The 11,989-nt window shown below is 41.9% G+C and carries 10 protein-coding genes; 2 read left to right on the top strand and 8 right to left on the bottom strand.

Annotated features, from left to right (window positions below; translation table 11 throughout):
• Positions 1-55 precede the first annotated feature (55 nt).
• The 3 genes from VB836_RS12800 to VB836_RS12790 form a co-directional block, all read right to left on the bottom strand.
• The gene (locus VB836_RS12800) at positions 56-355 is read right to left on the bottom strand and encodes a ferritin-like domain-containing protein (protein WP_323219675.1); all 300 of its coding nucleotides are present in this window, start codon (positions 353-355) and stop codon (positions 56-58) included.
• 49 nt (positions 356-404) lie between these two features.
• Entirely contained in the window at positions 405-1,493 is a 1,089-nt protein-coding gene (locus VB836_RS12795) for a GMC family oxidoreductase (protein WP_323219674.1), read from the bottom strand.
• 1,221 nt (positions 1,494-2,714) lie between these two features.
• Positions 2,715-2,852, bottom strand: coding sequence for a hypothetical protein (locus tag VB836_RS12790; protein WP_323219673.1), 138 nt, complete (start codon positions 2,850-2,852; stop codon positions 2,715-2,717).
• A gap of 566 nt (positions 2,853-3,418) precedes the next feature.
• Between VB836_RS12790 and VB836_RS12785 the strand changes: the two genes are divergently transcribed.
• Complete coding sequence (locus VB836_RS12785) at positions 3,419-4,234, top strand: hypothetical protein (RefSeq protein WP_323219672.1); 816 nt, start codon at positions 3,419-3,421, stop codon at positions 4,232-4,234.
• Positions 4,235-4,329: 95 nt separating this feature from the next.
• Here the strand turns inward: VB836_RS12785 and gloB are convergent, their stop codons facing one another.
• Together gloB and VB836_RS12775 are read right to left on the bottom strand one after the other, a co-directional pair.
• Positions 4,330-5,103: a hydroxyacylglutathione hydrolase gene (gloB, locus tag VB836_RS12780; RefSeq protein ID WP_323219671.1), complete on the bottom strand. Its 774-nt coding sequence runs from the start codon at positions 5,101-5,103 to the stop codon at positions 4,330-4,332.
• Positions 5,093-5,401: a GUN4 domain-containing protein gene (locus VB836_RS12775; protein ID WP_323219670.1), complete on the bottom strand. Its 309-nt coding sequence runs from the start codon at positions 5,399-5,401 to the stop codon at positions 5,093-5,095. The genes gloB and VB836_RS12775 overlap by 11 nt, the downstream gene beginning before the upstream one ends.
• A 473-nt stretch (positions 5,402-5,874) precedes the next feature.
• On the opposite strand from VB836_RS12775, the gene VB836_RS12770 reads away from it, so the two are divergent.
• Positions 5,875-7,671, top strand: coding sequence for an SLC13 family permease (locus VB836_RS12770; protein ID WP_323219669.1), 1,797 nt, complete (start codon positions 5,875-5,877; stop codon positions 7,669-7,671).
• A gap of 164 nt (positions 7,672-7,835) precedes the next feature.
• On the opposite strand, the gene VB836_RS12765 is transcribed toward VB836_RS12770, so the two are convergent.
• The 3 genes from VB836_RS12765 to trmD all read right to left on the bottom strand — a co-directional run bounded on the left by VB836_RS12765 (position 7,836) and on the right by trmD (position 11,692).
• Positions 7,836-8,567, bottom strand: a complete 732-nt coding sequence (locus tag VB836_RS12765; protein ID WP_323219668.1) for a hypothetical protein — start codon at positions 8,565-8,567, stop codon at positions 7,836-7,838.
• A 196-nt stretch (positions 8,568-8,763) separates the two neighbouring features.
• A complete protein-coding gene (locus VB836_RS12760; protein WP_323219667.1) occupies positions 8,764-10,512 on the bottom strand; it encodes an alpha-amylase family glycosyl hydrolase in 1,749 nt (582 codons plus the stop codon).
• Between the two features lie 499 nt (positions 10,513-11,011).
• The gene (gene trmD / locus VB836_RS12755; protein ID WP_323219666.1) at positions 11,012-11,692 is read right to left on the bottom strand and encodes a tRNA (guanosine(37)-N1)-methyltransferase TrmD; all 681 of its coding nucleotides are present in this window, start codon (positions 11,690-11,692) and stop codon (positions 11,012-11,014) included.
• Positions 11,693-11,989 lie beyond the last annotated feature (297 nt).

The raw sequence follows: 11,989 nt of genomic DNA, 5'->3' as shown, positions 1-11,989 counted from the left end.
TGGGGAGACTCACCCCTCTGGAGTTGATTGGGAAACCAGTTGGCTGTAAGGGTTGTCAATGAATCAGTAATCCAAAGCCGTGAGGCTTGGAGAATCCCCTTTCTTTAGAAATGGGGAGTATGTCAATCCAATCTCCCCCAACCGCATTAAACACGTTAGCCACGAGGGTGAGATGGAGCATTTCTTCGACCGCAACGGCGCGAATAACGTGGAATGCTTCCAGGTTCGATCCGGGTTTGAGAGAATACAGGGCGGTGATGTAAGGGGGAAAGGTTGCGTGTTCTATCATCATCCCGTGAATCAGATAGTAATGCAGGTCCTCGACGGTTTTAATCAACCTTAAACGATCGGTCATGGGTAATACCTCTGTTGGCGAGAGTTTCTGGGTTTGTTGTTTTTTGAGCCTAAGCTTTCAAATCCTTGAGCATCTGTTCGCAAGCGAGAAAAGCGAGGGCGGCAATACTCAAAGTCGTGTTGGAACTGCCGATGGAGGGCATACTTCCCGAACCGAGCAGGTAAAGATTTTCGTGGTCCCAAGAACGCTGTTGAGCATTCACAACCGAGTTGTATTTCGTCGTTCCCATCACATGAGTTCCTGAAAAGTGGTTTCCGCCCCGGAACCAATAGCCCTCACCTTCGTACTCAAAATAGGCGGGGTCGGACTTATCGTAGTGGGTATGATCTTCCGCGCCCAAACACTCGAAGATTTTCCGAGAAAGCTGGCGGGAGTACGCCATCGTTTTTTTACAGTAATCGGGGACATCAAAGTGAATTACGGGGCGATAATTGCCCAGTTGATCTTTGTAGTCGGGATGGATGCTAACTCGGTTGCTGGCATCTGCGGGCAATTCGCACATGAAAGCTAGCAACAATTGGCGGGAGATCCGGCTGACCAGTTCAGAGCGGAGTTCGGAGCCATACTTGCGGTTTTTATCGATCGCCTCTCTGACAATATCCGTCGCTCCCGTTCCCGCCCATCCCCAACCATCGTTGTGGATATCAATTCCAAAGGCGCACTGTTCCTTGCGGAATTGTCCGGTGCGGAAGCTGGCAATCCCCGAAGTCACGAGCGGCCCCCGCATCGTACCGGTGACTTCCGGCATCAACGCCCAAGCCAGCAGAAAGGGATGATCCATCAGATTGCAGCCCATCAGTCCGCTAGTGCTGGGTAAGTTGGAAGCCAGCATCAGTTTGGCATTTTCCACGGGGTTGGCTGCCAGCACAAATAAACGGCCCCTGACGGTTCCCACCGTATGCTGGGGAGAGCTTTTATCTTTGTAGTGTTTGTATTGAATGGCGGTGACGCGACCGGTTTCGGGGTCGATTTCCACCTTGGAGGCGACGGTCTGGGTCAGCAGGTGAACGCGATCGGGAAAGGCGATGCTGTTCAGGGTTTTTCGGGCGTCGTACTTGGCTTGAACCGGACAGATGGGGACGCAGTTGGCGTTTCCTTGACACCGTTCCCCGTACTCCACCGGGTGAACGCTGGCCACTCCTTCGGGAGCGAAAAGAGAACCGTTGTTTTGACATACTCCCCATTTCTAAAGAAAGGGGATTCTCCAAGCCTCACGGCTTTGGATTACTGATTCATTGACAACCCTTACAGCAAGCTAGTTTCCTAACCTACTCCAGAGGGGTGAGTCTCCCCAGTCGTTCATCTCATTTCAGAGATAGTTTCGGTATGCCCTACCGTACTTGAGAAAAAAATGCTTGATTCTCTGTACTTGGTGCTTTAAGGTTTTATATGGCCAAAGCATTCAGAGCAAGAACCCCGTACCTTAAGTTTTCAAGGTTCATTGCATCGATTAGATGCTGGGTTTTTCAACTGGTTGAATACCCTGCCAGTAGAGTTATTATAGCATTAGAAAGAGCCTTATATCCCCATACCTGAAGGTAGGGGCGTGTGCGGCAATTTTTGGTAAAAAGTCTCCGAGGCGATCTGACAATCAACCCGTTTCAAAACTGTTTTACTTTGGCTCACATTTTACTCCTTTTTTAGGAAGTTCAAAGTTTTTTGATGCGCGTGAGTAAACTGTCCCATTAAAAACTTCAAAGCTTAAAGACTTCAAAGCTTTGTGGGAATTCTAGATTTTCTGCTCGAAAATTTTTGCAAATATCTATTCGTAATCCCGCCCCAACTTTACACCCTCTACAACGGCTGGGACGCTTATTATTCTGTGACTGAGCGATGATAGATGCTTGACCTGAAAATTAATCTAACTTCCGAGTTGTACGGATGTCAAGAGTCCAATTTCACTTTCTTGTCTACTTTTCCCGGAATCAATTCTAGAACCCTGATTGGGGGGGGGAAACTCAGGATTTGGACAACAATTAACCCCACTCTATAAACTTTTGTTGCGGAGTCCGATCGTGGCCTTAAACCGATTGCAATAATTGGGAAATATTTCGCCATGTCGCTTATTAAGCCGATTCCAGGGTCAATAGCAGGTTCTATCAACCCGGACAAGCCAAGCTTTAAACTCCTAGCTGATGAGGGTTTAAGCCTTGCTTTTCTCCAATGAATCCCATCCGTTTTTACCCCAGGATTGATAAGAAATAAAAATCTATATTTAGCACTTAGGAATTGACAAAATTATTGCCTTGTGCATTCTGTCGCGGGTTGGCCATCGAAAGCGATCGCCAATTCCCTATTTTTAACTAGAATCAAACTTCAATCACTGGCGGGTGAAATATTTTCACACAGCTTTTGATCTTTAGCTGGCTTCATCAATATTGGTTGCCAAGGCTCCCATAACCTCGGAGTTGGGGGCTTTGTGTTTCCGCACAATTTTTCCCGCCCGAATTGTATTCAGAAAAGCCTCCAATTCTTTTCCTTTATTAAACAGGGACAAAGAATTGCTGGGACGGAGTATGTTTAACGGCGACAGGCCAGCCCTTCTCGGTTTTGGGTTGAATTGTAATCTCAAAAATATTCATTGTTAGAGGGAAAGGCAAGAGGCAAGAGGCAGTTTACAGTTATCAGTTATCAGTTACCCTTCGGGTTCGGCAGTTGCTTTAAGTCGGGGAACCCGCCCAACGCACTGCACTCACCAGTGACCAGTTTTTTCAGTTAACACTTAACAGTTAGTCGCAACCCAGTTGATCAATTAAATTCAGTCCTCTTGAGAGGACTTTAACTTTCAGACAGGGATTTTAATCCCTGGTAACTCTACTTTTTATTACTTGTTTATTTCGGAGAGTGACAGAAGAGGGATAGTTTGTAATCTCCTCCTTTTGAAAGAGGGCCAATCCTTCTTAAGAGGGAATCAACTCCCTTGATTCAACTGATAAACTAATATTTATAGAACCTCTCGAAATCACAGGGTAAACTTAGCAAGCTATTCTAATCTTTAAGCTGATTATAGAGATTATTTCCAGAGGTTTATGTCGTAATAAATTGAATTAAAAATCGAACATCATGAATAATATCTTACCCAATTCTAACTTAGAAAATCCTAAAAATATTCGTTTGGGAGCGATCGCATTATCTTTAATGGCTCTATTGCTACCTGCTTGTACATCATCAGAAGTGACAACGAGAGAACAAGCTACCGAAAATGTCACCGCAGAAGAAGTGGCTGATGAAACCTCTAATTATATTGGTCAAACCGTCACCATTCGAGGAGATGTCGAAGAAGTCGTGGGTGAGGCGTCATTTTTGATGAATGGAGAACAAACCTTTGGCGGTGGCGAAGAAATCCTAATTGTTAATGCTTCAGGGAAGAAAATAAGCCTTCCTGAAGGAGAAGGAACCCAAGTTCAAGTCACTGGAGAAGTTCGGAATTTTGTCATTGCTGAAATAGAAAGAGAGTACAATTTAGACTTCGAGCCGAATCTTTATACAGAATATGAACAACAGCCTGCGCTGATTGCTAAATCGATAGCGCTATCACCTGATCCGGGTGATTTATCTCAAAACCCTGAAAAATATTATTATCAGCGCATAGCCGTACAAGGAGAAGTTGAAGAAATCAGGAGTACAGGTGTCTTTACTCTCGATGAAGAAAAGCTTTTTGGAAGTGAAGATTTATTAGTCATTACGAATAATCCCGATCCGAGAGTCAATGAAGACGAAAGCGTGACAATTGTGGGAACTTTGCGTCCTTTTGTTCAGGCTGAATTTGATCGCGATTATAATCTAACTTGGGATTTAGATGTGAAACAACAAATTCAAGCCGAGTATGAAAATAGACCTGTATTTGTAGCGGACGAAGTTTATCCTTCTGCCCTTTAATCTAACCGACAGGGAAACCGAAATAGCAAATTAAAACCCCAAAGACACAGAGAAAATTCTTTGTGTCTTCCTGTCTTGGTGGTCAATCTCAAGGATTAGAATTGATCTTTCATCCCTCGCAAACGAGCAAAGGTTTGAACAGGATCTTGACTCTTTACCCTCAATTGAAGATCCGGATCATCCCAACGCATAAACGGATTGGTCAACTTTTCCATTCCAATTGTAGAAGGAATCGTTGCTTCATTTCGACTCCGAGCAACTTTAACCTGATCAAAACGATTTTTTAAATCCGAATTGTTTTCATCAACGGTGAGGGCAAATTTAAGATTGTTCAAGGTATATTCGTGAGCGCACCAAACTCTCGTCTGATCGGGTAAAGACCGCAACTTTGTTAGAGAAGTAACCATTTGTTGCGGTGTTCCCTCAAATAAACGACCACAACCCCCCGCAAATAGAGTATCGCCACAAAATAACTCACCCGTTTCTTCCGGCGTTTGAGGGGGAAAATAATAGGCGATGTGCGCCCTTGTATGTCCGGGAATGAAAAACACTTCCCCAGTGCGATCGCTAAATTTCACCCGATCGCCTTCAGAGAGAAACACTTGTTGTCCCGGAATGCGCCCTTGATCTTCAGCCCCTCCGTAAACCGTCGCTTGCGGAAAATGTTCCAGCAGTTGACGATTTCCTCCGACATGATCGCTATGATGGTGAGTATTCAAAATTGCCACTAACTCAGCATTAAGTTCTCGCAGACGTTTGAGAACCGGAGTAGCTTCGGCTGGATCAACCACTGCGGCTGTATTGCTCGTGCGATCGTGCAGTAAAAAAATATAATTGTCCGATAATACGGCTAGTCGCTCAACCTGCATGAAAAACAGTCTCCCTGGTGTTGTTAAGTCGAATTTGTACAGATACTTGGGTGAAGCATCCAAAATGTTCATTAGAAGACGCAACCCAAAGTTGATCAATGGTATGCAAGTCAGAACAAGGCAGTTTTTCGATATCCGATCCACTGAGTTCACTGTCAGAAGTATGACGCGCCGCCATCAGCATCACCCGAGTGGTTTCTCGGCTAGCAGCTTTCCATTGACGATTGGCGAGGAGATCTTGCAGGGTTGTATAGTCAACTCCGCGATCTGAACACAATTTGACATCAGACACGACCATGTTAGATTAGATGAGAATAACTCGAAGGTTTAGCTATATTGTGTAAATCAACAACCAATAACTGTCAAGGATAAACAGTTATCATTGTGAATCAGACTTGAAGAACACTTTAACAGGTTTATCAATGCCAGTCCTCGATAGCCCAATCAAAAACTCTGGGTGTATTGCAAGAATAGCAAATGAATGTAAACATTCCCGATAGATTTAATTAATGTTTCGTTAAGTCCGGGATGGGGAACTGTCGAGAGGAAAGCGACAAGTCGTTCGGATATAAAGCGTTTGAGGCGATTGGCATCCTCACAATATTCAGAGATCGGGGTCACTTGATGGCAAGCTTTCACACAAGTTTCAAGGATTTATATTCAGGTTGCTTTGAAATCAAAGTCAACTTGATTTAGTGTCATCAGTGAAAAACCAACTGATTGTCTAATCTATATCCCATTAAATGTTAATCAACCAGGTATTACTTTAGTATGACGATTGTTCTCACACTCAGTGTACTGATCTTAGCGTTAATCAGCTTTGTTGTTGAATGGTTGCCTGTCGATTTGACTGCATTAAGCGTCACGGTTCTCCTGATGATATTAGGGTTAGTGACTCCTAATGAAGGAATTTCGGGTTTTGGAAACTCCGCGACTATCACAGTAATGGCGATGTTTATCCTCAGTGCGGGAATTACTCGTACAGGTGTGATTCAAATCGTTCGAGACTGGTTAATGAAATGGGGAGGAACACATCCGACGCAGCAAATTTTTATCATGGGAGCGATTGTTGGCCCGATTAGTGCTTTCATTAATAATACCGCAGTTGTTGCGATCTTTCTTCCGATTATCGAAGATTGGTGCAAAAAGCAAAAAATCCCGGTTTCAAAAGTTTTAATTCCTCTTTCCTATGCTTCAATTTTAGGCGGGATGATTACCCTGATTGGAACTTCAACCAATATTCTCGCGAGTGGTTTATCCGAAAAACTAGGCTATGGCGCGTTTACGTTATTTCAATTTACAAAAGTCGGGTTAATTGTTTTTTTGATTGGCTTAGTTTACATTTCATTTATTGCGCCCTATTTGCTCCCGAAACGGACATCAAATGCGAGTGATTTTTTGGGTGAAAACTATGAAATTAATGACTATCTGAGTGAAGTGATTATCACCCCTCAATCGAGTTTAGTCGGACAAACACTACGAGAAAGTGAAATTCAGCGTAAATTTGACCTAGACGTTTTAGAATTAGTCCGAGATAAAGTTCACCTTCCTCAACCTGTTGCGGATAAAATATTGCGGGAAGGTGATATTTTGATGATTCGCTGTAGCCGAGAAGATTTGCTGAGAATTCGAGAAGAACGAGGACTGAATATCTTACCCGATGTACAGTTTAAAAGCGACTCTATTGAATCTGTTTTGAGTTCAGGAGAGGAGAAAATTGGAGAAGTATTAATTCTTTCCAACTCTCGATTAATTGGTACAACGTTAAAAGATTTACGCTTTCGACAACGGTATAATGCTACTGTACTTGCTATTCGTAGGGGTTCAGAATTAGTACGCGGACGTTTGGGAAAAACGCCCTTACGATTTGGTGATTTGCTATTACTTCAAGGCCCAAAGCAAAGCTTTATTGGTTTACAAACAACCCGAGAATTATTGGTACTTGAACAACGAGATGTAGAAACTTTACGACAAGATAAAGCCAAAATTGCCATTGCAATTGTCGCAGGTGTTATTCTGACTTCTGCGTTTGATTTAATTCCCATTTTGGTGAGTTCTTTGGCGGGTGTTATTTTAATGGTAGTTACGGGATGTCTCAAACCCGGTGAAATTTATGGTGCGGTTCGGTGGGATGTCATTTTTCTACTTGCTGGGTTAATTCCACTCGGAATTGCCATGGAAAAATCAGGAACAACCCAATGGTTAGCCACTGGTTTGATCTCAGTGGGCGGTAATCTTTCCGGGTATTGGATTTTAACGTTCTTCTACATTGTCACGGTATTATTGACTGAGATTCTGTCAAATAATGCTTCAGTTTTGTTGATGATTCCCATTGCCGTTGAAGTCGCTAAAACCCTCAGTTTAAACCCCTTTGCGTTTATGTTTGCGGTGACATTAGCGGCGTCTTGTAGCTTTATGACTCCCATTGGCTATCAAACCAATACAATGGTTTATAGTACCGGGGGTTACAAATTTTTCGACTTTACAAAAGTCGGCGCTCCCTTATCACTTTTGTTGACTCTTGTTACACCCTTACTGATTATTTGGGTGTATGGTTTGCAGGTTTAAAAAAGAGTTATAGCGGTGTGCGCTCGTATGAGGTAAAAACCAGAAACCCGGTTTCTAGCAGAAACCGGGTTTCTACCCGTATGGTTTGCAGGTTTAAAAAAGAGTTAATCACAATAGCCCTCAGTCAAAATTTGAGGGTTTATTGTATTTTTAACGGGTTATTTTTAATTCGTTATTTCAGCCCGAGTCATTCGTTTGGCAATTTGAACACAAACCAGAAAAGCAGCAATAAAAGCACCTTCTGCTAAAATTTTAAAAGATTCTTCTACCGTTTGTACCCAGTCATACATGAGTTTATGACTTTTTGGATCGGTAAACCAAGATGAAAAAACAGTTTGATCGTCTGTACTCACATCAATTAAAACCATCGTTGCTTTCAGCGCAAAACCTATAATAAATAGATAAAAAGCAGAGCGATACTGTTTAAACTCATCCCAAAATGAGTATAAAATATATGCACCAATAGCACTATAACCCGCAACAATTAACCCATCAAGTTGGAGAAACTTAATGTTATCTGGAATTTGAAAAATCCAATGAATCAAAATATCAGTTGCTTCGTGAATTTGCACAATTTCATCTACAGCTAAAAATAAAAATCCCATCGCAATCAGTTTCCATAACGTTTGGGGTGCGTGCTTTCCTTTTGTTTCTTCTATATGCGCTAATTTTCGGATGCGATAAATTTTCCATGCTAATCCCGCCAAAATCAACAACTGCAAACAGGAAAACCAGCTTATAATTCCTGTTTCACCAAAATATCGCATCGGAGTTTTCTGATTGAGAATAGCACGAATCATCATCGCCCCGATGAAAAGCACATCAAATGCAATGATTTTCCAGAGATGGGAACGAAGGACTTGATCTTTCTGCACCCGTTGTTCAGTAACAGTCATAAGTCAGATCAGATACAATGTTAACAGCAGATTAAGTTTTCTATCTTATCATCAAACTTTTTTGATAGGGTAATTATTTTTACGGATTTAGATGTTATCCCGACTCACAAATAAAAAGAGACGCTCAAATCGAACGTCTCCAAGGGTATTAATGTAAATCAGGTTAAAACAGAGTCACGGATTGTTTAACGACAGATTAGAACTTATTCGTCAACCAAATGGCTTGATAGGGATGCAACGTCAAGCAAGAATAGATATCATCCACCTTTTCTCCGCTAATTAAGTCACACCAAGGATCAGTACAAACCAAATTCAACTCAGAAAGTTGTAAAAGTTGCGGCTGATCCGTTAAATTGAAAATACAAAAAATACTTTGATCGCGAATAATACTCTGTCGCCAAAATCCAAACAGCGAGGGCTTGAGTTGTAAAGTATATTGAGTCGCATTCGGATGAAATGCAGTTTGACGACGCCGAATTTGAATCCGACGACAAAGTTCACGAAAGACAATTGATTGCGGTGAATGAGGATGACTCAGTTTATCTTCGAGTTCGTTTAAATCCAATTCAGAACGGTTAATCGAACGATTTCTTCCCGTTAGTTTGAGTTTATAATAATCATTAGGAGTTGCCAGCAAACTATGAATATAAAACGCTGGAATTCCTTCTAAAGACATCATCACCGTTTGAGAACAGAGAAACCGTTTAACTTGCCATTTATCTTCCCCTTTGACGGTTCCTTTCATCGCATCAAATAGAGAAATATTCAGTTCATAGGGGCTTTCACTTCCATCGGGTTTCTTTCTCATGCTCACTTTTCCCCCAAATTGTTGCATGGTTTCGAGCATGGTATAATACTCTTGTTCGGATAATAACCCTTCAGTTGGACGTAAACCAATCCCATCATGGGAAGCCGTAAAATTAAAGTAAGCACATCCTAAAGGAGCGGGTGGCATACTCATCATCCAGGTTTTTAAATAGTCTGATTTGCCTTGTAAAAGCGCGTGTAACAGTAGAGGCGGTAAGCTAAAATTATAGATCATGTGTGCTTCGTTCCGATTGCCAAAATAGCTTAAATTTTCTCGATTCGGAACGTTTGTTTCGGTGATTAAAACAACATGAGGATTCACCAGTTGTACCAGTTCCCGCAACAGTTTAACTACGGCATGAGTTTGGGGAAGATGAATACAAGAAGTCCCGATTTCTTTCCAGAGGAATCCCACCGCATCTAAGCGAATATATTTGGCACCTTCCTCTATATAAATCAGAATGATTTTGATGAATTCTAACAAGACATTGGGATTGGCAAAATTAAGATCAATTTGATCTGCACTAAATGTCGCCCAAACGTGTTTTTCGCCTGATGGTGTGTCAACAGGTGTGAGTACAGGTGTACTACGAGGACGAACAACGGCAGATAAATCGGTTTTTGGATCAACCGTGATAAAATAATCACATCCGGGTTTTTCACCGCGTTGAAATTGTTGGAACCAATCACTCTGACTAGAAATATGATTGATCACCAAATCACTCATTAAATCAAATTGATTAGCAATGTTTTTGATATCTTCCCAATCTCCTAACTGGGGGTTAACACGGAGATAGTCAATCACGGAAAATCCATCGTCGGAACTGTAGGGAAAAAAGGGTAAAATGTGAACACCTGTAATCGTGTCTTTGAGATATTTTTCTAAGAAATTTTTGAGGGTAACTAAGGGTGTTTCTCCCCGTTTTTGAAGACTGTTACCATAGGTAATCAGCAAAATATTGTCTTGACTCCATTTGTTGAGATTTTCTTCGTGGAAGTCGGAGGAATAGTCTTGAAGCAGTGCAAAAATTTGTTTGAGTAACGTTTTTACCGTCGGTTCATCATAGATGATTTCTAGTAAGGGTTGAACCCGCATTTGAAAAGATTCGTATTTTTCCAGGGATTGAGTCACGATCATAAATCTATCCTTTTACGCACTAAACTGTTAGCCAGACTGATAAAAATCTGACCCCAAATCATTTCGGATTGACGAAAATCCGAGGTGAACGAGCTAAAAAACCTTAAAAATAGACCCAATCATGGGTCAGAATGCCCCTATTTTCTGCACCTGATAAAACTGACTTATCTACATCCAATACCCTTCTAACAAACCCTGAACACAAAAATTGAGGATAAAAATTGATGAGAAATCGGAATATTTGGCTTTTCAAAAAGGAAGCGCTGAACGATTGAGGAACCTTAAATCTGTGAACACAGACTTAATGTGATGCTGTTCCTATTATTGGATTGTTTTAATAGTTTATTATACAACAAATCGCCGAGAAAAACAGCCTTAATCGGCGGAATATTCTGAATCAATTCTCACTAAAATTTCTCGCCTAGAGCAGAACAAAACAAATGGGGGGGTATTTCCCCCTGTAAGGATTCATCCTTGGGTTAGTCTGCCTACAGTGATTTTACGGCTGATCGTCTAACAAATCCGGACGACGTTCGCGAGTTCGCTGGAGTTGCTGTTGTTGTCGCCATAGAGCAATTTCGGTATGATTTCCCGATAGCAAGACATCAGGAACTGTCCAACCGCGAAATTCGGCGGGTCGAGTGTAGTGAGGATAGTCGAGTAATCCTTGTTCAAAACTTTCAGCTTTGAGAGATTCTTCTTTACCCACCGTTCCCGGAAGCAAACGAATCACACCGTTAATCAGGGTCATGGCTGGAATTTCACCCCCAGTCAAGACAAAATCACCCAAAGAGACTTCACGAGTCACAATATGAGTAATCCGTTCGTCAATCCCTTCATAATGACCACAAATCAAAATCAGTTGGTCGTAATCGGTCGCCAACTCTCGGAGTAAACCTTGGTGCATTCGTTCCCCTTGAGGAGTCAACAAAATAATCTCTCGTCGGGGTAAGATGGGTAAAGACTCAATGGCGGCAAAAATCGGTTCCGGCTTGAGTACCATTCCCACTCCACCTCCATAGGGTTCATCATCAACTCGTCGGTGCTTATCTGTGGCAAAATCTCGCGGGTTGGTTAGATGAATCTGGGCAATTTCCTTTGCCAAAGCTTTGCCTAACAGTCCGGATTGCAGTGGAGAGCTGAAAAAATCGGGAAATAGGGTGATAACGTCAAATCGCACAAGATTAACAGTGAGAGGAATTAATTGTTAAGAAACGTTAAAATCTCGAAACCACAAACTCTGTACAATGCTATATGATAAGCGATAAAATCTCAAACATCGTTTAATTTGGTATCAAAATATACTATTATCGGGTGCAAGACCGAACTTAGCAGCTCTAGCTGAGACAGAGAGAAGTAACTTAGTAGACGATTTATGGTACAAAACGGTACTATCTGTAAGATCAGATAATAGATCTATGCAACGAGCCTTTCAAACCCAACTCAAACTTAACAACCGTCAAAGAACCTTAATGGC

Source organism: Limnoraphis robusta BA-68 BA1 (assembly GCF_034932365.1).
GTDB lineage: Bacteria > Cyanobacteriota > Cyanobacteriia > Cyanobacteriales > Microcoleaceae > Capilliphycus > Capilliphycus robustus.
Note: the sequence above shows the minus strand (reverse complement) of the source record. Positions and strands in the feature narration are given on the sequence as shown.